17 protein-coding genes, 1 tRNA gene and 1 other RNA gene are annotated in these 21,224 nt (G+C 70.1%); 12 read left to right on the forward strand and 7 right to left on the reverse strand.

What is annotated here, in order from left to right; genetic code table 11:
- Positions 1–80: 80 nt before the first annotated feature.
- Both AB1285_RS06240 and aceE read right to left on the reverse strand, forming a co-directional pair.
- Positions 81–1,277: a PucR family transcriptional regulator gene (locus AB1285_RS06240; RefSeq protein ID WP_187664166.1), complete on the reverse strand. Its 1,197-nt coding sequence runs from the start codon at positions 1,275–1,277 to the stop codon at positions 81–83.
- A gap of 31 nt (positions 1,278–1,308) precedes the next feature.
- Complete coding sequence (gene aceE / locus AB1285_RS06245; protein WP_187661601.1) at positions 1,309–4,035, reverse strand: pyruvate dehydrogenase (acetyl-transferring), homodimeric type; 2,727 nt, start codon at positions 4,033–4,035, stop codon at positions 1,309–1,311.
- 153 nt (positions 4,036–4,188) lie between these two features.
- On the opposite strand from aceE, the gene AB1285_RS06250 reads away from it, so the two are divergent.
- From AB1285_RS06250 to AB1285_RS06260, 3 genes are all read left to right on the forward strand, one after another.
- Positions 4,189–4,261: transfer RNA gene (locus tag AB1285_RS06250), tRNA-Val, on the forward strand.
- Between the two features lie 28 nt (positions 4,262–4,289).
- Positions 4,290–5,177: a TIGR01777 family oxidoreductase gene (locus tag AB1285_RS06255; protein WP_259952427.1), complete on the forward strand. Its 888-nt coding sequence runs from the start codon at positions 4,290–4,292 to the stop codon at positions 5,175–5,177.
- A 64-nt stretch (positions 5,178–5,241) separates the two neighbouring features.
- Positions 5,242–6,195, forward strand: a complete 954-nt coding sequence (locus AB1285_RS06260; RefSeq protein WP_370428892.1) for an L-lactate dehydrogenase — start codon at positions 5,242–5,244, stop codon at positions 6,193–6,195.
- Positions 6,196–6,226: 31 nt separating this feature from the next.
- On the opposite strand, the gene AB1285_RS06265 is transcribed toward AB1285_RS06260, so the two are convergent.
- Positions 6,227–6,991 carry an SDR family oxidoreductase gene (locus AB1285_RS06265; RefSeq protein ID WP_292793641.1) on the reverse strand — a complete coding sequence of 255 codons (765 nt, stop codon included), beginning with the start codon at positions 6,989–6,991 and terminating at the stop codon, positions 6,227–6,229.
- 100 nt (positions 6,992–7,091) lie between these two features.
- Here AB1285_RS06265 and AB1285_RS06270 point away from each other — a divergent pair, with 100 nt between their 5' ends.
- Positions 7,092–7,925 carry a helix-turn-helix transcriptional regulator gene (locus AB1285_RS06270; RefSeq protein WP_370428891.1) on the forward strand — a complete coding sequence of 278 codons (834 nt, stop codon included), beginning with the start codon at positions 7,092–7,094 and terminating at the stop codon, positions 7,923–7,925.
- A gap of 11 nt (positions 7,926–7,936) precedes the next feature.
- Here the strand turns inward: AB1285_RS06270 and AB1285_RS06275 are convergent, their stop codons facing one another.
- Positions 7,937–8,776, reverse strand: coding sequence for an aldo/keto reductase (locus AB1285_RS06275; RefSeq protein WP_187661596.1), 840 nt, complete (start codon positions 8,774–8,776; stop codon positions 7,937–7,939).
- 99 nt (positions 8,777–8,875) lie between these two features.
- Here AB1285_RS06275 and AB1285_RS06280 point away from each other — a divergent pair, with 99 nt between their 5' ends.
- The 4 genes from AB1285_RS06280 to rnpB all read left to right on the forward strand — a co-directional run bounded on the left by AB1285_RS06280 (position 8,876) and on the right by rnpB (position 12,138).
- Positions 8,876–9,259, forward strand: coding sequence for a YchJ family protein (locus AB1285_RS06280; protein WP_187661595.1), 384 nt, complete (start codon positions 8,876–8,878; stop codon positions 9,257–9,259).
- A 37-nt stretch (positions 9,260–9,296) separates the two neighbouring features.
- Positions 9,297–10,034, forward strand: a complete 738-nt coding sequence (locus AB1285_RS06285; protein WP_292793635.1) for a zinc ribbon domain-containing protein — start codon at positions 9,297–9,299, stop codon at positions 10,032–10,034.
- Between the two features lie 22 nt (positions 10,035–10,056).
- Entirely contained in the window at positions 10,057–11,757 is a 1,701-nt protein-coding gene (locus AB1285_RS06290; protein ID WP_187661593.1) for a bifunctional 3'-5' exonuclease/DNA polymerase, read from the forward strand.
- A gap of 24 nt (positions 11,758–11,781) precedes the next feature.
- Positions 11,782–12,138: RNase P RNA component class A (gene rnpB / locus AB1285_RS06295), an RNA gene on the forward strand.
- Between the two features lie 75 nt (positions 12,139–12,213).
- Here rnpB and ppgK read toward each other — a convergent pair.
- Entirely contained in the window at positions 12,214–12,960 is a 747-nt protein-coding gene (gene ppgK / locus AB1285_RS06300) for a polyphosphate--glucose phosphotransferase (protein ID WP_025103605.1), read from the reverse strand.
- An 81-nt stretch (positions 12,961–13,041) separates the two neighbouring features.
- Between ppgK and AB1285_RS06305 the strand changes: the two genes are divergently transcribed.
- From AB1285_RS06305 to AB1285_RS06320, 4 genes are read left to right on the forward strand one after another with little or no spacing between them, the layout of a single operon-like run.
- Entirely contained in the window at positions 13,042–13,281 is a 240-nt protein-coding gene (locus AB1285_RS06305; RefSeq protein WP_187661592.1) for an SPOR domain-containing protein, read from the forward strand.
- 2 nt (positions 13,282–13,283) lie between these two features.
- Positions 13,284–14,621, forward strand: a complete 1,338-nt coding sequence (glnA, locus tag AB1285_RS06310; protein ID WP_071329447.1) for a type I glutamate--ammonia ligase — start codon at positions 13,284–13,286, stop codon at positions 14,619–14,621.
- Positions 14,622–14,628: 7 nt separating this feature from the next.
- Entirely contained in the window at positions 14,629–17,604 is a 2,976-nt protein-coding gene (locus AB1285_RS06315; RefSeq protein ID WP_370428890.1) for a bifunctional [glutamine synthetase] adenylyltransferase/[glutamine synthetase]-adenylyl-L-tyrosine phosphorylase, read from the forward strand.
- Between the two features lie 48 nt (positions 17,605–17,652).
- Positions 17,653–18,573 (forward strand): diacylglycerol/lipid kinase family protein, encoded by a 921-nt coding sequence (locus AB1285_RS06320; RefSeq protein ID WP_292793625.1) that lies wholly within the window; start codon positions 17,653–17,655, stop codon positions 18,571–18,573.
- Here the strand turns inward: AB1285_RS06320 and AB1285_RS06325 are convergent, their stop codons facing one another.
- Positions 18,574–19,722 carry an AI-2E family transporter gene (locus tag AB1285_RS06325; protein WP_370428889.1) on the reverse strand — a complete coding sequence of 383 codons (1,149 nt, stop codon included), beginning with the start codon at positions 19,720–19,722 and terminating at the stop codon, positions 18,574–18,576.
- A gap of 103 nt (positions 19,723–19,825) precedes the next feature.
- The gene (locus AB1285_RS06330; protein ID WP_366236722.1) at positions 19,826–21,181 is read right to left on the reverse strand and encodes a serine/threonine-protein kinase; all 1,356 of its coding nucleotides are present in this window, start codon (positions 21,179–21,181) and stop codon (positions 19,826–19,828) included.
- Positions 21,182–21,224: the final 43 nt, after the last annotated feature.

Below are 21,224 nucleotides of genomic sequence, written 5' to 3' on the forward strand. Positions count from 1 at the left end.
CGATCGCTGCAGAACGGTGGATGATCCATCACAAGATTGCGCGGAACCCTTGTGTGTGGCGCACAGGTTCGCCGTCTCGGTCAGCGCGGAGGGCGACGCAGAGGCGAACGGCGCCGGACCTGCTCCGCGGCTCCGATGGAGCCGAGGATGAGTGCGGTCTGCAGGATGAGCGCCTCGCGGGGCCCGGTCGCGTCCCACCCGATGACCTCGCTCACCCGCTTGAGGCGGTAGCGCACGGTATTGGGATGCACGAAGAGCTCGCGGGCCGTCGCCTCGAGGGACCGGCCGTTGTCCAGGTAGCTCCAGAGCGTCGTGACGAGGTCGGTCGAGTGCGCCTGCAACGGGCGGTAGATGCGCTCGATGAGGGTCTGCTTCGCGAGCGGATCGCCGGCGAGGGCGCGCTCGGGGAGGAGGTCGTCGGCCTCGACGGGCCGCGGTGCGCCGCGCCAGGCCCGGGCGACGGCGAATCCGGCCAGGGCCGCACGAGCACTCTGGCTGGCGTCGACGAGGGCGGCGACCGCCGGGCCCAGCACGACGAAGCCCGGGCCGAACGAGGGCTCCAGACGCGTGGCGATCTCCTGGAACCCGAGCTCCTCGTCCTCGCCCTCCTGACCCTCGACGCGCGCGCGTCCGAGTACGAGGACGAGTCGCGAGCCCTGTACCCCGATGAGCACGTCGACCGCGAGCTTGCGCGCGGTGCGGCGCACCAGATCGACGTCGAACTGCGGGGGCGTGGTCCCGACGAGGACAGCGACCTCCCCGTGACCGTGCCACCCGAGCGCGGCGATCCGGCTGGGCAGCTCCTCGTCGGCCTCGCCGGTGAGGATCGAGTCGACGACGAGCGCTTCGAGCCGTGCGTCCCAGAGGCCGCGGGCCTCGGCGGCGCGGGCGTAGACGTCGGCCGCCGCGAACGCCACGTCCCGCGAGTAGAGCAGGATGGCCTCTCGGAGATCCGCGCCCTTGCCCGCGACCCGCTCCTCGGTCACCTCGACGGTGACGCGGATGAGCTGGAGCGTCTGCTGCAGACTCACACTCCGCAGCAGTTCACGGGGAGCGGCGGCGAAGATGTCCGCGGCGATCCATGGGGTGGACGTGGGGTCGTCGTACCACTGGATGAATGACGTGATGCCCGCCTGCGCCACCAGCCCGACCGCGGAGCGGCGGGCCGGTGGCATGTCGGCGTACCAGGGGAGGGTGTCCTCCAGCCGCTTGATCGTCACCGTGGCGATGTCACCGGAGATCCGGCGGAGCCAGGTGAGCGTGGCGGCCTTGTCCATGCCGGCGGCGGAGGCAGCTGTCACCGAGGACTCAGCTTTCGCCGCCTGCGTTGCCGCTCGTGCCGGCGTTCACGTCGTGCAGGCGGTACTTCTCGATGGCCTGAGCGGAGAGGCCGCGGTCGACCTTGCCCTCCTCGGCCAGTGCCTGCAGCGTGCGCACGACGATCGACGGTCCGTCGATCTTGAAGAAGCGGCGTGCCGCGGCACGGGTGTCCGAGAACCCGAAGCCGTCGGCGCCGAGCGTGGCGAAGCGGTTCGGAACCCACGGGCGGATCTGGTCCTGCACGGCGTGCATGAAGTCGCTGACCGCGACGACGGGACCCTCGGCGCCCTGGAGCTTCTGCGTGAGGTACGCGGTGCGCGGCTCCTGCTCCGGGTGGAGGAAGTTGTGCTCGTCGGCGGCGAGGCCGTCACGGCGCAGCTCGGTCCACGAGGTGACCGACCACACGTCGGCGACGACGCCCCAGTCCTTCTTCAGCAGCTCCTGCGCCTCGAGCGCCCACGGCAGACCGACGCCGGAGGCGAAGAGCTGCGCACGGGGGCCGTCGCCCTCGCCGATGGAGACGCGGTGGATACCGCGGACGATGCCGTCCACGTCCACGTCGGCCGGCTCGGCGGGCTGCACCATCGGCTCGTTGTACACGGTGAGGTAGTACATGACGTTCGGGTCCTCGTGCTGCCCGCCGTACATCCGCTCGAGACCGGAGCGCATGATGTGCGCGATCTCGTAGCCGTACGCGGGGTCGTAGGACACCGTCGCCGGGTTGGTGGAGGAGAGCAGGTGCGAGTGGCCGTCGGCGTGCTGGAGGCCCTCACCCGTCAGGGTCGTGCGTCCGGCGGTGGCGCCGATGATGAAGCCGCGGGCCATCTGGTCGCCGGCCGCCCACTGGGCGTCGCCGGTGCGCTGGAAACCGAACATCGAGTAGAAGATGTAGATCGGGATCAGCGGCTCGCCGTGCGTGGCGTACGAGGTGCCCGCTGCGGTGAACGCCGCGACGGCGCCGGCCTCGTTGATGCCGACGTGGACGATCTGGCCCTGCGGGCTCTCCTTGTAGGCGAGCAGCAGCTCCCGGTCGACCGAGGTGTAGTGCTGGCCGTTGGGGTTGTAGATCTTCGCGGTCGGGAAGTACGCGTCCATGCCGAACGTGCGCGCCTCGTCGGGGATGATCGGCACGATCCGGTGGCCGAACTCCTTCGAGCGCAGCAGGTCCTTCAGCAGGCGGACGAACGCCATGGTCGTGGCGATCTCCTGCGTGCCGGAGCCCTTCTTCGGCAGCGCGTAGGCGTTGTCCTCGGGCAGGGAGAGGCCCACGTGGGTCGAACGGCGCTCCGGGAGGAAGCCGCCGAGGGCCTTACGGCGCTCGAGCATGTACTGGATCGTCTCGTCCTGCGGTCCCGGGTTGTAGTACGGGGGCAGGTAGGGGTTCTCCTCGAGCTGCGCGTCCGTGATCGGGATGTGCATCGCGTCGCGGAACGTCTTGAGGTTGTCCAGCGTCATCTTCTTCATCTGGTGGGTCGCGTTGCGGCCCTCGAACTGCGGGCCGAGCCCGTAGCCCTTGACGGTCTTCGCGAGGATGACGGTCGGCTTGCCCTTGTGCTCGGTCGCGGCCTTGAAGGCGGCGTAGACCTTGCGGTAGTCGTGGCCACCGCGCTTCAGGTTCCAGATGTCGTCGTCGGAGTAGTCCTTGACCAGGGCGGCGGTGCGCTCGTCGCGGCCGAAGAAGTGCTCACGGATGTAGGCGCCGGACTCGGCCTTGTACGTCTGGTAGTCCCCGTCGGGGGTGACGTTCATGAGGTTGAGCAGCGCGCCCTCGGTGTCGCGGGCGAGCAGGTCGTCCCACTCCCGGCCCCAGACGACCTTGATGACGTTCCAGCCCGCGCCGCGGAAGAACGACTCGAGCTCCTGGACGATCTTGCCGTTGCCGCGCACCGGGCCGTCGAGGCGCTGCAGGTTGCAGTTGACGACGAAGGTGAGGTTGTCGAGACCCTCGTTCGCGGCGACCTGGAGCTGACCCCGGCTCTCGACCTCGTCCATCTCGCCGTCGCCGAGGAAGGCCCAGACGTGCGACTGCGAGGTGTCCTTGATGCCCCGGTTCTCGAGGTACTTGTTCGACATCGCCTGGTAGATGGCGTTGATCGGGCCGAGACCCATCGACACCGTCGGGAACTGCCAGTACTCCGGCATGAGGCGCGGGTGCGGGTACGAAGGGATGCCGTTCGGCGCGTGCGACTTCTCCTGGCGGAAGCCGTCGAGCTGGTCCTCGGTCAGGCGACCCTCGAGGAACGAGCGGGCATAGGTGCCGGGGGAGGCGTGGCCCTGGATGAAGATCTGGTCGGCACCACCGGGGTGGTCCGCGCCCTTGAAGAAGTGGTTGAAGCCCACTTCGTACAGCGCCGCGGAGGACGCGTAGGTCGAGATGTGACCGCCGACGCCGATGCCGGGGCGCTGGGCGCGGTGCACCGTGATGGCGGCGTTCCAGCGGATCCAGGCGCGGTAGCGGCGCTCGATCTCCTCGTCGCCGGGGAACTCGGGCTCGTTCTCCGGGGCGATGGTGTTGATGTAGTCGGTGGTCGGAACCATCGGCACGTTCAGGTGCAGTTCCTTGGAGCGCTTGAGCAGGCTGAGCATGATCTCGCGCCCGCGGCCGTGGCCCTTGGCGTCCACCAGCTCGTCGAGCGACTGCTGCCACTCACCGGTCTCTTCCGGATCGCTGTCGAGGGGGCCCTGAGAGTACGGATCCTGGTCGTGGACGGTCACGGGGGAACCTTTCGTCAAGCTGGCAGGTCATGCCAAGGAAACGGGAAGCGACACGGGCAGCCTTGTCGGCCGTGCACAACGCGCGCCGACCTCAGCCTAGCCCTCTTCCACGACACGGGTGCGCATCCGCGCCCGGATAGACTGAGCGCACCAGGGCCTTTAGCTCAGCTGGTAGAGCGCCACGTTTACACCGTGGATGTCGTCGGTTCGATCCCGGCAGGGCCCACCCGTATCGTTTGCAGCGGGGAGCGGCAATGGAGCGACGCATCGTCATCAGTGGGGCATCGGGCCTCATCGGATCCGCGCTCACCGCCGCGCTCCGCGCCGACGGGATCGACGTGAGCACCTTGGTGCGACGGGCCCCGCAGGCGGAGGGCGAGGTCGAGTGGGCGCCGGGCGACGCAGCCCTCGACCCGGATGTTCTCGCCGGCGCCGAGGCCGTCGTGGCCCTCGGCGGTGCGAGCGTCGGACGCCTGCCGTGGACGCGCGGGTATCGACGTCAACTCGTCGAATCGCGGCTCGACGCGACGAACACCCTCACCACCGCGCTGCGCGCCCTGCGCACCGACGCGCCGGCATTCCTCTCCGCCTCGGCCGTGGGCTACTACGGCTCGGCGCCGGGCGAGGTGCTCACCGAGCACTCCGGACCCGGCAGCACCTTCCTCGCCGACCTCACCGTGCGGTGGGAGACCGCGGCGCGGCGCGCCGAGGACCACACGCGGGTCGCCCTGCTGCGGACGGCACCGGTGATCCATCGCCGGGGTGTGCTCCGTCCGATGATCACGCTCACGAAGCTCGGCGTCGCCGGCCCTCTGGGGACGGGCACACAGATCTGGCCGTGGATCTCCTTGGAGGACGAGGTGCGCGGCATCCGCCATGTCCTCGATGAGAAGCTCGCGGGGCCCGTCAATCTCGCCGGACCCACGAGGGCATCAGCCAATGAGATCGGCCGCGCGCTCGCGCAGCGGATGCACCGGCCGTTCTGGCTGCCCGCTCCCCGGTGGGCGTTGCGCCTCGCCCTCGGCGATGCCGCCGAGTCGTTGCTGCTCCCCGACGCCGATGTGCGGCCGGAAGTGCTGGAGCAGTCCGGCTTCCGGTTCACCCATCGGACCGCAGCAGAGGCGGTCGCCGCGGCGGTGTGATGACGCTGCGATTCTCCCGGCGAGACCCCTGCCGTCACAGCGCCCGCGCTGTCAGGATGGGCGCATGGAGATCATCGAGAACTCGAAGCTCACCGTCGTCGGCGCGGGAAGCGTGGGGTCCAGCGTCGCCTACGCCGCGCTCATCCGTGGCTCGGCACGCCACGTCGCCCTGTACGACATCGCGACCGAGAAGGTCGAGGCCGAGGTGCTGGACCTCGCGCACGGCACGCAGTTCACGGGCAGCAGCGACATCATCGGCGGAAGTGACATCTCCGTGGCCGCAGGTTCCCATGTCGTGGTCATCACCGCGGGAGCGAAACAGAACCCTGGACAGACGCGCACCGAGCTCGCCGGGGTGAACGCCGGCATCATCCGGCGCCTGATGCCGGAGCTGCTCGCCGTCGCGCCGAACGCCGTCTACGTCATCGTCACGAACCCGTGCGACGTGCTCACGGTCATCGCGCAGCAGGAGACCGGACTGCCGCCGGAGCGCATCTTCGCGTCGGGCACCGTGCTCGACACGTCTCGGCTGCGCTGGAAGCTGGGGGAGCGGGCGGGAGTGTCCACGGCGAGCGTGCACGCCCACATCATCGGAGAGCACGGCGACACCGAGTTCCCGCTCTGGTCGCGGGCGACGATCGGCACGGTCCCGATCCTCGACTGGGAGACCCCGGACCACCCGCGCTTCACCCTGGAGGAGCTGGACGAGATCGCCGTCGACGTCCGCGATGCCGCCTACAAGGTGATCCAGGGGAAGGGCGCCACGAACTATGCGATCGGACTCTCCAGTGCGCGCATCGTGGAGGCGATCCTCCGGGACGAGCATGCGGTGATGCCGGTGAGCACGGTGCTCCACGACTTCCACGGGATCGACGGGGTCGCCCTGTCCGTTCCGTCCATCGTCAGCGCCGCGGGCGCGGTGCCGATCCGCACGACCGCGTTCTCGGATCGGGAGCTCGGACTGCTGCGGGAGTCCGCCGACGCGCTCACCGCGGTCGCCGCGTCCCTGCAGGCGTGACGGCGGTGGGGCGGCCGGCCATCCACCGCGTTCATCGACCGTGCGGATCGGTGCGGTTGAGCACCGCGACGACTTCGTCGTAGTCGCCACGAGCCTCGCCGTAGCGGAGGAACTTCACCCGCTCGACCTGGATCTCGGTCGCGTCGGGCTGGGTCTCGATGAGGGACATGACCTCGTCGATGAACGCGTCGAGGGGCAGAGCAGCATCGTTCTCCGCGTGCCCGGGCATGAGATCCGTGCACACCGCCGGCGGTTCGAGCTCCTGCACCGCGACGGTCGTCCCCGCGAGCTGGAGCCGGAGCGACTCGCTGAGCATGTGGATCGCCGCCTTGCTCGCGTTGTACGTGGGCGTGACCTTCAGGGGCGCGAAGGCGAGACCGGAGGAGACGGTCATGATGGTCGCCGCGGGCTGGGCTCGCAGGTGCTCGATGAAGGCGGCGATGAGACGGATCGGGCCGAGGATGTTCGTCGTGACGGTCTCCTCGGCGGTGGACAGGAAGCCGGCCGGCGTGGTCCAGTCCTCCGCGCGCATGATGCCCGCCATCGTGATGAGCACGTTCAGCGTCGGGTGCGCGACGAGGACTGCGGCCGCGGCCTCGTCGATGCTTCCCGGGTCCGTGGTGTCGATGCGGACGGTGCGGAGTGCGGGATGCTCGGCGGCGATCGCGGCCAGCCGGTCCTCTCGTCGCCCTCCCACGATCACGGTGTTGCCGCGCTCCTGCAGTCGGAGTGCCAGCGCCAGACCGATCCCGCTCGTCGCGCCGGGGATGAAGATGGTGTTTCCGGTGATGTCCATGACCTCAGCCTCGGCGCTGCACCGGCGCCGTTCCAGAGACGGCTGATCGGGGGATCGGCGGTCCCTGGATCCCGTCCGGTGTCCGGGGGATACTGCACGGATGGATCGCGATGCCCTGGCCGACTTCCTCCTGCGCCGTCGGGAGGCGCTCCGTCCCGCCGATGTGGGGCTGCCTGAGGGGCCGCGTCGGCGGACGGCGGGACTGCGGCGGGAGGAGGTCGCGCAGCTGGCGACCATGTCGACGGACTACTACACACGTCTCGAGCAGCGTCGGGGCCCGCAGCCGAGCGCGCAGATCCTCGCCCTCGCTCGTGCCCTGCGTCTGTCATCCGACGAGCGCGACTACCTGTATCGACTGAGCGGGCTCAGCGCACCCGATCGGACGGTGGTCACCGATTACGTCCGCCCCGGCATCCTCCGCGTGCTCGATCGTCTGCACGACACCCCGGCGTTCGTGGTCTCGCCTCTCGACGAGGTGCTGGTGCAGAACGACGCCTCGCGGGCGTTGATCGGTGACGCGAGCGCCCTGACCGGCCTTGACCGGAGCGGCATCCATCGCTGGTTCGCGCGACCGGACGAGGAGCGACGCCGGTACCGGGAGGTCGATCACCCCCGGCAGTCCCGGGCACTGGTGGCGGCGCTGCGCGCGGCGTACGGAACGATGGGCGCGCGGTCGCGGGCCGGGGAGATCGTGGCCGACCTGTCGGAGCGCAGCCCCGAGTTCGTGCAGCTCTGGGCGGCCCACGAGGTCGCCCGTCGCTTCGAGCAGCACAAGGTGATCGTCCACCCGGAGCTGGGGGAGATCGAGGTGGACTGTCAGGCGCTGTTCACGGAGGACGAGTCACAGGCGCTCATCGTCCTGACAGCGCAGCCGGGCAGCGAGGCCGCCGGAAAGCTGGAGTTCCTGCGCGTCCTCGGCACGCAGAGCGTCTGAGCGGTCGTGACTCAGGATTCCTCGTGCACGGCGGGGTCACCGTCGAACAGGCGCCCGTCTGCGCGTCCGAGCGCCGTGATCGCAGCGACCTCCGCGTCATCGAGCACCACGGCGGCCGCGGCGAGGTTCGCGGCCTGATGCGCCGCGGAGGATGCCTTTGGAATCGCGACGGTCTCTCTGGCCACGTGCCAGGCGAGGACGGCCTGCGCCGGGGTGATGTCGTGAGCGGCGGCCACCTCGCGGACGACATCCTCGTCGAGGAGAGCCTGCGCGCGACCCAGCGGGCTCCAGGCCTCGGTGAGGATGCCGCGTTCGCTGTGATACGCCAGCTGCTCCTCCTGCGGGAAGTACGGGTGCACCTCGATCTGGTTCACGACCGGTCGGACCCCTGTCTCCCGCTCGATGCGCTCGAGATGCTCAGGGAGGAAGTTCGAGACGCCGATCTGGCGGACGACGCCGCGCGCCTGAGCGTCCACGAGAGCCGTCCATGCCTCGACGTACTCGTCCTGGCTCGGGTTCGGCCAGTGGATGAGGTGCAGGTCGGTCGCATCGAGGCCGAGGCGTGAGCGGCTCTCCTCGATGCTGGCTGTCGCCGTCGCGCGGGCGTGGTGCCGTCCGGGGAGCTTCGTCGTCACGATGACCTCGGAGCGGGGGATGCCTGCGGATGCGACGCCGCGCCCGACAGAGCCCTCGTTCTCGTAGTTGAAGGCCGAGTCAACGAGCCGGTATCCGGCACGGAGGGCCTGGGCGACGGCATCCGCTCCGGCGTCGCCGTTCAGGCGGTACGTCCCGAGGCCGAGAGCCGGCAGGGTGAAGCCGTTGTGGGCGCGGAAGGTGGGGACAGTGGTCATCGTTGCTCCTCCGTTGGCGTGCCTCCAGCGTAGAGCGAGTTGGCGGGTCGCGGCCCTCCGCGCGATGCTGGCAGGCATGACCCTGATCGTCGCGCTCTCATGACGGAGTCCGCCCGCTGCCCCTGTGCCTCCGGCGACACCTTCGCCGCCTGTTGCGGACCCCTCCTCGACGGTGCCCCGGCGCCGACCGCCGAGCGGCTGATGCGCTCGCGGTACACGGCGTTCGTACGGGAGGACGGGCCGTACCTGCTCCGCACCTGGCACCCGGATACGCGTCCGGAGGCGATCACCTTCGAGGCGGCCCTGAAATGGCGGCGGCTGGTGATCGTGGATCGCGTGGCGGGCGGCCCTTTCGACACTGTGGGCGTGGTCGAGTTCGAGGCCTTCTGGCGTCAGGGCGGCACGCGCGGATCGCTGCACGAGCGCAGCCGCTTCGTCCGGGAGGACCGGACGTGGTTCTACGTGGACGGCGACATCCGGTGATGCGGCGCTCGGCCCGGCAGCGACTAGATTTGAGAGCGTGAACGCCACCCCGGAGAACCAGCGCACCCTGCTCGACATCGCGGACCTCGACCGGCGCATCGCGCAGGCGGAACGAGCCCGCACCCGGCCGAGCCAGGCGGGCCGGATCGCCGAACTCGTCGCCATCCGGCAGGAGCAGCTCCGTGAGCTCACGGTTCTGACCGGTGCCAGGGATGACGCCCGCACGGAGCTTTCGCGGCTGGAGTCCGATGTCGCGCTCGCCGAGCAGCGCCGCGACCGCGATGCCCAGCGCCTCGCGGCAGCCACCAATCCGAAGGAGGCGCAGGCCCTGGAGCACGAGCTCGCCAGCCTCGCCAAGCGCCTGAGCGACCTCGAGGATGCCGAGCTCGACATCATGGGCCGGTTCGAGGAGGCCGACGCCGCCGTGGCCGCGCAGCAGGCCCTGTTGGACGCGACGACCGCGGAGGGCAGCGCTCTCACCGCCCAGGGCAAGGCCGACGTCGCTGCGGCGACCGAGCTCGGCGCCCAGCTCGCGCGCGACCGGGAGGCCGTCGCCGCCACGGTTCCCGCGCCCCTGCTCGCGGAGTACGATCGCCGCGCCGTGAACAGCGCCGGAGCCGCGCTCCTCACCCGCGGTACGTGCGAGGGGTGCCGGATGATGCTCCCCGGCACTGATCTCAACGACATCCGTCGCGCGCCCGAGGACGAGGTGGTCTCGTGCCCCGAGTGCGGCTGCATCCTCGTGCGCACTGAGGAGTCGGGACTCTCGTCGTGAGCGCATCCGGCGCGCACCGCCCGTGACGGTGCCGGCGTCGGGCCCGGAGCGACGTCTCGCGCTGATCGGCCTCGGTGCGGGGGAGTACGCCGCGATCGAGCTGGACGAGCATGACGAGGAGCAGCAGCGCACCCTCCTCCCCGCGTCCGAACTCGCCGGCTGGGTGGCTGAGGTCGAAGCCGCCGACACGCCGCGATGGATCATCCGCAGTGCGGCGGAGATCTACGCGCTGCTGCTGAACGCCGGGGTCCGGATCACGCGCAGCCACGACCTCGTCCTCTGCCATGCGATCCTGCGCGACACCGCCATGGTGAACACCCCGCTGCCCCCGGCCGCGGGCTGGGAGCGTCGCGACCCGGTCGACACCACCCCCTCCCTGTTCGACGTCCTCGATGAGGAGTCGGGCGAAGACGCGATCACGGCGGCGCTCGAGCAGTACCGCGCGCAGCGGAACGTGATGGCGGAGGCAACGGACGGCCGCCTGACGTTGCTCTGCGCTGCGGAGTCGGCCGGCGGGCTGATCGCCGAGGAGATGCGCGTCGCGGGGCTGCCCTGGGACGCGGGGGTGCATGACGCGATCCTCACCGAGACGCTGGGTGCGCGTCCGGCAGCGGGCGGGCTGCCCCGACGGATGGTGGAACGCGGCGACGAGGTGCGGGCCCTGCTCGACGACCCCACGCTGCATCTGGACAGTCAGCCGAAGCTGCTGCGGGCCCTGCACCGTGTCGGCGTGTCGGTGGAGTCCACGAGCAAGTGGGAGCTGTCCGCCCACGAGCACCCGGTGATCGAACCGCTCCTCGCCTACAAGAAGCTGTCTCGCCTGCTCAGCGCGAACGGCTGGACCTGGTTGTCGGAATGGGTCCAGGACGGCCGCTTCCGTCCGGTGTACATCCCCGGGGGCGTCGTCACCGGACGGTGGGCATCGGCCGGCGGCGGTGCGCTGCAGCTGCCGCGCAACCTCCGCCCCGCCGTACGCGCGGATCCGGGCTGGGCACTCGTCGTCGCGGACGTCGCCCAGCTCGAGCCGCGGATGCTCGCGGCCATGGCGTCCGACGAGGCGATGGCGGACGCGGCGCGTGGCGGCGACCTCTACGCCGGCGTCGTCGCGTCCGGTGCCGTCGCGACGCGCGAGGAGGCGAAGTACGCGGTGCTGGGAGCGATGTACGGCGCTACCAGCGGCGACAGCGGGCGACTCGTTCCCCGGCTGCGGAAGGTGTACCCGCGCGCGATGGCGCTCGTCGACGACGCGGCGCGCGTGGGGGAGGACGGCGGCATCGTCTCGACCTGGCTCGGTCGCTCCTCGCCGCGTCCGTCCACGGAGTGGATGCGGCTGCAGGCCGACGCCACCGGCGCCGATGCCGACCCCGCCGTGGTCTCCCTCGCCCGCCGCCGCGCGCGGGAGTGGGGGCGCTTCACCCGGAACTTCATCGTCCAGGGCACCGCGGCCGAGTGGTCGCTCATCTGGCTCGCGGAGATCCGCCACCGCCTGGCGCAGCTCCCCGAGGTCTTCGGCGCCGCGGAGGCGTCAGGACCGTTCGCCCGGGAACCGCACCTGGCGTTCTTCCTGCACGACGAGGTCATCCTGCACACGCCGCAGGAGCACGCGGAGGCCGCGGCCGACGCCGTCCGCGAGGCCGCCGCCGTCGCGACGACCCGCCTGTTCGGCACCTTCCCGATCGACGTGCCCCTCGACCTGCGCATCGCGGATTCCGCGGAGAAGTGAGGCCCCGTAGACTGGACGGGCGAATGGGTCGACTGGACGGTCGCGTGGCGGGCAACCGCACCGAGGAACGTCCGGGCTCCACAGGGCAGGGCGGTGGGTAACACCCACCCGGAGTGATCCGCGAGATAGTGCCACAGAGAGCAGACCGCCCCGCGAGGGGTAAGGGTGAAAGGGTGGTGTAAGAGACCACCGGGGGCCGTGGTGACACGGCCCGCCAGGTAAACCTCGCCCGGAGCAAGGTCAGACAGAGGATGATGACGCGGCTCGCCGAGTCCTCGGGTAGACCGCTGGAGCGGCACGGCAACGTGTCGCCGAGAGAGATGGCCGTCGAAGGGGCGAAGAACCCCGGAACAGAACCCGGCGTACAGGTCGGCCCATTCGCCCCGAACGCAGAAGGCCCCGATGACTACCGTCATCGGGGCCTTCTCTCGTTGGGTCCCTGAGCCCGTCGAAGGGTCAGTCGCCGGCGAGCGAGGCCGCGCCGATGATGCCGGAGTTGTTGCGGTGGATCGCGGGGACGATCGGCGTCTTCAGGTCGAGCAGCGGCAGGAAGTCGCCCGCGTTCTTCGACACGCCGCCGCCGACCACGAACAGGTCGGGGCTGAACAGGAACTCGATGTGGGAGTAGAACGCCTGCAGGCGCTCGGCCCACTCCTCCCAGCTCAGGCCCTCGCGCTCGCGCGCCGAGGTGGCCGCATACGTCTCGACGGACTCGTACTCGCGGAAGTTCAGGTGTCCGAGCTCCGTGTTCGGCAGCAGGACGCCGTCGTACAGGAACGCGGAGCCGATCCCGGTGCCGAGCGTGGTCAGCAGCGTGAAGCCGAGCACGTCGCGCGCCGCGCCGTGGCGGGCCTCCGCGACGCCGGCGGCGTCGGCGTCGTTCACGAAGACGATGTTCCGGCCGAGGCCGTCGCGGAAGAAGCGCTCGGCATCGAAGTCGATCCACTCCTTCGAGACGTTGGCGGCGGACAGCGTCTTCCCGCGCTTGACGATCGCGGGGAACGCCACGCCGAGCGGCAGGGTCGACTCATGCACGTCGAGCGTCTTCAGGACCGTCTGCACCGCGACGAGGACGTCTTCCGGTGCCGCGCCGGCCGGAGTGGGCACACGTACCCGATCCGAGGCCATGGTGCCGTGTTCGAGGTCGACGATTCCCGCTTTGATGCCCGTGCCGCCGATGTCGACGCCGATCGCTTTTGCCATGGCCGATAGCTTAGCGACCACGGTGCACGCCAGTAGGATCGATGACATCACCCCAACCGCTCGCGGGAAGAAGGAGCAGCCATGACCGACGGCGATCACAAGTACTGGTACAACTCCGCCACGGGCGAGGTCGAGTTCGGCATGCTCTCGCCGTCCATCGACCGCATCGGTCCGTTCGACACGGAGGCCGAGGCGCACCGCGCCCCCGAGGTGCTCAAGGAGCGGTCGCGTGCCTGGGCCGAGGAAGAGGCCGCGGAGCAGGGCTGGGACGCGAAGCCCACCAGCGGCTTCGGTGCGGAGAAGGGCCAGGGCGCAGAGTAGCCATGGACAAGCAGAGGGACTTCGTCCTCCGGACGATCGAGGAGCGCGGCGTCAAGTTCGTGCGCCTGTGGTTCACCGACGTGATCGGCACGCTCAAGTCCGTCGCCATCGCGCCGGCCGAGGTCGAGGGCGCCTTCGCCGAGGGCATCGGTTTCGACGGCTCCGCCATCGAGGGGCTGACCCGCACCTACGAGTCCGATCTGCTCGCCCAGCCCGACCCGACGACCTTCCAGACGCTGCCGTGGCGGGGGGAGATCGACCCGACCGCCCGCATGTTCTGCGACCTCACCACGCCCGACGGGCAGCCCGCGGTGGCCGACCCCCGTCACGTGCTGAAGCGCACGCTCGCGAAGGCCGCCGATGCGGGCTTCACGTTCTACACGCACCCGGAGATCGAGTTCTACCTGCTCAAGTCGTCGTCTTTCGGCCCCGAGGGGCCCGTGCCCGTCGACTCCGCGGGCTACTTCGACAACGTCCCCGGTGGCACCGCGCACGACTTCCGTCGGCGCTCCGTCCGCATGCTGGAGGACCTCGGCATCTCCGTGGAGTTCAGCCACCACGAAGGCGGCCCCGGCCAGAACGAGATCGACCTGCGCTACGCCGACGCCCTCACCACCGCGGACAACGTGATGACCTTCCGGACGGTCATCAAGGAGGTCGCGATCGAGCAGGGCGTGTACGCCACGTTCATGCCGAAGCCGCTCAGCGGTCAGCCCGGCAGCGGCATGCACACGCATATGTCGCTGTTCGAGGGCGACCAGAACGCCTTCTACGAGGAGGGTGCGAAGTACCAGCTCTCCAAGACCGGTCGGCACTTCATCGCGGGTCTGCTCAAGCACGCCAATGAGATCTCCGCGGTGACGAACCAGTTCGTCAACTCCTACAAGCGGCTCTGGGGCGGCGACGAGGCCCCGAGCTTCATCACCTGGGGCCACAACAACCGCTCCGCGCTCGTCCGCGTCCCGATGTACAAGCCCAACAAGGGCCAGTCCTCGCGCGTCGAGTACCGCGCCCTCGACTCCGCGGCGAATCCTTACCTCGCTTACGCGCTCATGCTCGCCGCCGGCCTCAAGGGCATCGAGGAGGGCTACGAGCTTCCGCCGGAGGCGGAGGACAATGTCTGGGCGCTGAGCGACGCCGAGCGTCGGGCGCTGGGATACTCGGCGCTTCCGGCCAGCCTCGACCACGCCCTGGAGTACATGGAGGCCTCCGAGCTGGTCGCGGAGACGCTCGGGGAACAGGTCTTCAACTACGTGCTCCTCAACAAGCGCAAGGAGTGGGAGGCGTATCGCGGTCAGGTCACGCCGCTGGAGCTGAAGAACAACCTCGAGCTCCTCTGAGCACGGCATGGCTCGCCCCGACGCCTCCGTCTCCCTTTCGGCCCTCGCACGACTCGGATTCGCCGAGCTGAGCGAGGCCGCGGCGTCACTGGCAGAGCTCGAGAGCCTGCTCGACGTACCGCGGACGATGCTGCTCGAGGCGTCTGTCGCTGCAGATCCCGACGCGGCTGTCCGTGGGATGTTGCGGGTGGCACGACGCGACCCGTCCCCGCTGCGGGCCCTTGTCACCGACGAGGAGACGCGCCAACGTGTCTGGCGCGTCTTCGGTGCCTCCGTGGGGCTGGCCGAGTTCTTCCTGCGCCATCCCGAGGAGCTCGACGTGCTTGCGGCGCCCGTCGACGCGCTGCCCGCCGCGGACGTCTGGCGCGATCGGCTGCTCGCCGCCGTCGGGGCCGAGGACGGATTCGCCGGATCCGCGGAGGACGAGACGATCGTGGCCCTCCGCGTCGCGTATCGGCGGAACCTCGCGGAGATCGCGGCGTTCGACCTCGGCCACCCGCGACCCGAAGACGTCGTCGCCGAGGTCGCCGCCTCCCTTGCGGACCTCGCCGGCGCCGCCCTCGAGGCGTCGCTCGCGATCGCCCGCACGCGCCAGGCGCCGTCGGCGGGTCGCGATGCCGTCGCCACGACACAGCTGGCTGTGATCGGCATGGGCAAGGCGGGTGCCAGGGAGCTCAACTACGTCAGCGATGTCGATGTCATCTTCGTCGGGGGCACGTCCGACGAGGAGACGCTGTCCGAGCCGCAGGCGATCGACATCGCGACGCGTCTGGCCAGGGACACCATGCGCTTCCTCAGCGCCATCGAGGTCGAACCGCCACTCTGGGAGGTCGACGCGGCACTGCGCCCCGAGGGCAAGCAGGGAGCGCTCGTGCGCTCCCTCGCCTCCCACGTCGCGTACTACGACCGATGGGCGAAGAGCTGGGAGTTCCAGGCGCTGCTGAAGGCTCGTCCCCTCGCCGGCGATCCTGCACTGGGCGCCGCCTACATCGATGCCGTGCAGCCGCGCGTGTGGTCGAGCGCCGCCAGGGAGGAGTTCGTCGAGAGCGTCCAGCGGATGCGCGAGCGGGTCATGGAGCACATCGACCCGGAGGACGCCCCGTATCAGCTCAAGCTCGGGGCGGGCGGGCTGCGCGACATCGAGTTCACGGTGCAGCTCCTGCAGCTCGTGCACGGTCTCACCGATGCCTCCCTCCGCACCCGCGGCACACTCGAGAGCCTGGACGCGCTGGTCGCCGGCGGCTACATCGGTCGCGCTGATGCGGGCACCTTCGCGGACGACTACCGCGTGCTGCGGCTCATGGAGCACCGTCTGCAGTTGCGCGACCTCAGCCGCACCCACCTCATGCCCAAGACGCCAGCCGGACTGCGCATCCTGGCGCGCAGCACGAAGCTGGCGGAGACGGGGGAGGGCGTCTGGGCGCGGTGGGAGAGCGTCCGCCGCGAGGTGCGCGACATCCACACCCGCCTCTTCTACCGGCCGCTGCTGAGCGCCGTGGCCGGACTGCCCGAGGAGGAGCGCACCCTCTCCGCGGAGCAGGCTCACGACCGGCTCGCCGCGATCGGGTTCCGCGACCCGGCGGGAGCGCTGCGCCACATCGGCGCGCTGACACGCGGACTCAGCCGCAAGGCGACGATCCAGCGGCACCTCATGCCCGTCATGGTGCGCTGGTTCGCGGACGGCAGCGACCCCGACTACGGCCTCCTCGCGTTCCGCCGCATCAGCGAGCGGCTGGGGGACACCTCGTGGTTCCTGCGCATGCTGCGGGACTCCTCCGGCGCGGCGGAGAGTCTCACCCGACTGCTGTCGTCGTCGCGGTACATCGGCGAGCTGCTGGAGTGGATCCCGGAGTCGGTGGCGTGGCTGGACAGCGCCGAGCGACTGCGTCCGCGGAGCGCGCAGGCGCTCGACGACGAGGCCCGAGCGATCCAGACGCGCCATGAGACGGTCGCCGACGCGCTGCGGGCCGTCCGGGCCCTGCGGCGTCGCGAGCTCCTGCGTACCGCGATGGCGGCCGTCCTCGATGTCGTCACCATCGAGGAGGTGGCCACCGCGCTCACCGACATCACGGATGCGACGATCCAGGCCGGCCTCCGCGCCGTCCTCCGCGAGGTCGTGCCGCCCGAGGACGCGGCGCTCGACTTCGCGGTCATCGGCATGGGGCGGTTCGGCGGTGCGGAGCTCGGCTTCGGGTCCGATGCGGACGTGCTGTACGTGTACGACGCGAACGGCGTCGACCCGGGCAGAGCGGAGAAGCTCGCGACGCGGATCGTGGCGGGGCTCCGCGAGCATCTGACGGATCATCGCCTGCCCCTCGACCTCGACGCCGGGCTGCGGCCGGAGGGGCGCAACGGTCCGATCGTGCGGTCCATCGACGCCTACGCGGCCTACTACCGTCGCTGGTCGCTGTCGTGGGAGGCTCAGGCGCTGCTGCGGGCTCGCGGTGTCGCCGGCAGCGCGAAGCTCATCGGGCGGTTCATGGAACTCGCGGACAGCATCCGGTACCCGGAGGCGGTCGATCTCCAGGGGCTCCGGGAGATCAAGCGGATCAAGGCCAGGGTCGAGGGGGAGCGGCTGCCGCAGGGGACCGACCCGCGTCGTCATCTCAAGCTCGGACCGGGGACTCTCAGCGACGTGGAGTGGCTCGTGCAGCTTCTCCAGCTGCAGCACGCGACCGATGTCCCCGGCCTGCGCACCACGTCGACCCTGCAGGCACTCGACGCCGCGGTCGGCGCCGGGCTCGTCGAGGAGGACGACGCGGAGCGCCTCCGGGCGGCGTGGCTGCTGTCGAGCCGACTCCGTTCAGGCATCACGTTGCTCACGGGTCAGACGAGCGACGTCCTGCCCGCTGACCGCCGTCAGCTGGATGCCCTGGCCCGTCTGCTCGGCTATCCACCCCGGTCGGCGACACCGCTCGAAGAGGACTATCTCGCCGTCACCCGGCGTGCCCGGAGAACCTTCGAGCAGCTCTTCTACGGCTAGACGGCCGGTCGAGTTGCACGATCGTCGTCCGTCGCTCAGAGTGAGCGTATGACCTCTCCTCGCATCGGCGTGATCTGGAACCCGACGAAGTCCGACCGGGATGTCCTCGGCGAGGCTGTCACCATCGCCTTCGGTGAGGAAGCCGACGTGCGCTGGGGCGAGACGACTCCGGATGACCCCGGCCGTGGCGTCGCGTCGAAAGCGGTGGAGGAGGGCTGTGCCCTCGTCATCGCGGTCGGCGGTGACGGCACGATCCGCGCGGTCGCGGAGGCTCTGGTCGGCACCGATGTCGCTCTCGGGATCGTCCCGCAGGGCACAGGCAATCTGCTCGCGCGCAACCTCGGCGTGCCGCTCGAGGGCGTGCTGCCGGCGCTCGAGCACATCCGCGATTCCGAGCCGCACCGCATCGACCTCGGCTGGGTGGAGTTCGACGGCGAGGAGCATGCCTTCTCCGTCATGGTCGGCTTCGGGGTCGACGCGCAGATGCTCGTGGAGACCAACGACGACCTCAAGGATCGCGCCGGCTGGCTCGCCTACGTCGAGGCGATGGGGCGCGCACTGGCCGGTACCGAGATGACGGACATCACGCTGCAGCTCGACGACCACGAGCCGGAGGAGGTGCGCGGTCACACGCTGCTCGTCGGCAACTGCGGCATGCTCCAGGGTGGCATCCGTCTGCTGCCCGATGCCGTCCTCGACGACGGGCTCCTCGACATGTTGCTCATCAGCTCCGACGGCGCGCTGCAGTGGCTCGACACCGTCCGCTCGGTCGTCTGGGACAACGGCATCCGTCGCATGATCGGGAACGTCGATCAGGCGGTCAGCACGGACTCCACCACCCACGTCTCAGCGGAGCGGATCCGCGTGCAGCTCTCCGCGCCGCAGATGTTCGAGATCGACGGCGAGGAGATCGGCGAGATCGACGCGTTCACCGTGCGGGTGCAGCCGGGCGCCGTCCTGGTCCGCTGATCAGGCGACGGTCACCGCCGGCGGCGTTCTCTTCCTGTCCTGATTGGGGAAGACGACCTTCTGCACGATGATGATGATGCTCGCGGCCACCGGGATGGCGACGAGAGCGCCGAGGATTCCGCCGAGCGCTCCACCGGCCACCGCGGCGATGACCACCAGTGCGCCGGGGACGTCGACGGCCTTGTTCATGATCCGCGGGGAGAGCACGTACGCCTCGATCTGCATGTAGATCAGGTAGTAGATGATCGCGATCAGCGCGGTCGTCGGCGAGACGAACAGGCAGATGAGCGAGATGATGATCGATGCCGAGAGCGTTCCGACGAGCGGGATCATCGAGCCGATGAACGCGATCAGTGCGAGCAGCGCCGGCACCGGCGCTCCGATGATGGTGAGGAAGATGAGGCTCAGGACGCCGTTGGTGAGCGCGAGGCTCGCCTGACCGATGACGTAGCGCCCGACAGCACTGGAGACGTCCTCCAGGAGCTCGCTGAAGGTGTCGCGCTGGTAGGCGGGGACGAACCGCGCGGCCACCCGCTTCATGCTGCGCAGCGATGCCATGAAGTAGAGGGTGAGGATGAGCACGATCGTGACGCCCGTCAGGCCGCCGGCGATCCCTGCGCCGACGGCGAAGACGCCGCCACCGATGTCGAGGAAGTTGTCCGGGTTCTGCACGAAGCCGAGCACGCCGTCGACCGCATCCTGGATCGTGCTGCCGAACTGTCCGCTGACGTCCTGGAACCAGGCGCTCTTCGTGAACTCCTTGATCATCTCCGGACCGTCTTTGATGAGGTTCCCGATCTGCTCCACGAGAGTGGGGACGATGGCGAGGATGATCCCGGCGAAGGCGAGGAGCACGCCGATCACGACCACGGCGACCGCGGCCGGACGGGGGAGCTTGCGCTCGATGAAGCGCACGATCGGGTCAAGCCCGAGCGCCAGGAAGAGCGCGACGCCGATGTAGACCAGCACGGTGGCGAGCTGGCCGACGATGCCGCCGATCATGAGCGCGACGAGCACCCCGAGGGCACCGAGGAGACCGAACATGAAGGGGTTCGCCCTGGCGCCGGCGACCACGCTCGACGGCGACCGTCGCTGCGCGGCCACACTCGGTGCCGGATCCGGCGGTGCGATCAACTTCCTGCGACGCATGGTCCCCTCCCTCTGTCGATAGTCGACACTCGATCTTCCTCCACCAGGTCCCGTGCGCTGCTCAGCGACACCCGCCGGCTCGGCGGGCGTCGGGGGCGTCGGGTCAGTGGCTGCTGTTGCCCTTGCCGTTGTTGCCGTCGCGGCCAGGGCTCTTGCCTCGGTTCTCCTGCGCCTGCGGTGCGGCGTTCTCGGGCAGGCTCGTATGCGGCGCCGACTCGGTGACCGATGACGCCGGTGCCACCGGGGTCGCGGCCACCGGCTCCACCGCGACGGTCTCTGCCGGCGCCAGGTCGGGGGCGGTGTCGGTGGGAGCCGGTTCGAAAGGCACGACGTCCTCGACGATCCTCGACGCGCCGTCGGAGACGGCACCCGAGCTGGCGAGGGCCTGCTCGCCGTGTCCGACCAGTGCTGCGGAGGCGGTGGTCACCGCGCCGAGCACGACCACCGCGGCGATGAGGAGAGACTCGCGACGACGGCGCGTGCGCCGGGCCGGGGACGCCGCGGGGTGCGCCGACGCGACGCGACGACGGGCGCGGGCCTCGGCGCGGGTGCGGGGGAGGGCGCCTGCCGTCGGCGCCGGAAGCGGTACGGTGACGTCCGTGGCGACCTCTCCGGTCGAAGGCAGATCGACGAGCCGGCGCAGCTCGCCCTCGACCTCCAGAGCGTGCGGCCGTGCTTCGGGCTCGATCGCGGTCATCGCGGTGAGCAGCCCGACCCACTCCGACCCCAGCTCCGCGGGGATCTCGGGGGCGATGTGGAGGCGGGCGAGGGCGGATTCGACGCTGAGGGTGGGCGCGAAGCCGGGCTTACCGGTGAGCGCTTCCAACAGGACGAGCCCGAGCGCGTAGACGTCGACCGCGGGACGGATGTCGCCGTTGCGCAACTGCTCCGGTGCCATGTAGGTCAGCGTCCCGAGGACGATGCCGGGAGTAGTGACACGGGACATGTCGATGGCGCAGGCGATCCCGAAGTCGGCGAGTTTCGCGCTCCACCGGCCGTTCGTGTCGAGAGGCGGGGTGAGCAGGACGTTCGAGGGCTTGATGTCGCGGTGCACGATGCCGGCGCTGTGCACGGCGTGGAGGGCGGAGGCGATGTCCGCCCCGATCGTGGCGATCTCGCGCGCTGGGACCGTCGCGCGTGCCATGCGCTTGCTCAGAGTCGGTCCGGGCACGTACTCCATCACGAGGTACTTCGGTCGTCCGGGCTCGAGGTGCGCGTCGAGGAGGGTGACCAGGCCAGGGTGGTTGAGACCCGCGAGGAGCGCCTTCTCTGAGTGCACCCGCTCCACCGGCACGACGGCGTCGTCGGACTCGCGGAACATCTTCACCGCGACGGTGCGTTCGAGGGCGATGTCCTCCGCGCGGTACACGGTCGCCATCCCGCCCATACCGACGGCCTCTGCCAGACGGTAGCGGCCGTCCAGAAGCGCGGCGGTCGGCGGGGCTTCCTGGGTGATCACGGCGTCCTCCACTGGCGGGACCGGGTATCCCGACGATGTCTTC

The organism is Microbacterium sp. NRRL B-14842 (genome assembly GCF_050470785.1).

Excerpts from the sequence above, each read along its gene's own strand:
- AB1285_RS06240 (WP_187664166.1), bottom strand. The coding sequence starts at position 1,277 with ATGGACAAGGCCGCCACGCTCACCTGGCTCCGCCGGATCTCCGGTGAC.
- AB1285_RS06255 (WP_259952427.1), top strand. The coding sequence starts at position 4,290 with ATGGAGCGACGCATCGTCATCAGTGGGGCATCGGGCCTCATCGGATCC.
- AB1285_RS06260 (WP_370428892.1), top strand. The coding sequence starts at position 5,242 with ATGGAGATCATCGAGAACTCGAAGCTCACCGTCGTCGGCGCGGGAAGC.
- AB1285_RS06265 (WP_292793641.1), bottom strand. The coding sequence starts at position 6,991 with ATGGACATCACCGGAAACACCATCTTCATCCCCGGCGCGACGAGCGGG.
- AB1285_RS06270 (WP_370428891.1), top strand. The coding sequence starts at position 7,092 with ATGGATCGCGATGCCCTGGCCGACTTCCTCCTGCGCCGTCGGGAGGCG.
- AB1285_RS06275 (WP_187661596.1), bottom strand. The coding sequence starts at position 8,776 with ATGACCACTGTCCCCACCTTCCGCGCCCACAACGGCTTCACCCTGCCG.
- AB1285_RS06280 (WP_187661595.1), top strand. The coding sequence starts at position 8,876 with ATGACGGAGTCCGCCCGCTGCCCCTGTGCCTCCGGCGACACCTTCGCC.
- ppgK (WP_025103605.1), bottom strand. The coding sequence starts at position 12,960 with ATGGCAAAAGCGATCGGCGTCGACATCGGCGGCACGGGCATCAAAGCG.
- AB1285_RS06305 (WP_187661592.1), top strand. The coding sequence starts at position 13,042 with ATGACCGACGGCGATCACAAGTACTGGTACAACTCCGCCACGGGCGAG.
- glnA (WP_071329447.1), top strand. The coding sequence starts at position 13,284 with ATGGACAAGCAGAGGGACTTCGTCCTCCGGACGATCGAGGAGCGCGGC.
- AB1285_RS06315 (WP_370428890.1), top strand. The coding sequence starts at position 14,629 with ATGGCTCGCCCCGACGCCTCCGTCTCCCTTTCGGCCCTCGCACGACTC.
- AB1285_RS06320 (WP_292793625.1), top strand. The coding sequence starts at position 17,653 with ATGACCTCTCCTCGCATCGGCGTGATCTGGAACCCGACGAAGTCCGAC.
- AB1285_RS06325 (WP_370428889.1), bottom strand. The coding sequence starts at position 19,722 with ATGCGTCGCAGGAAGTTGATCGCACCGCCGGATCCGGCACCGAGTGTG.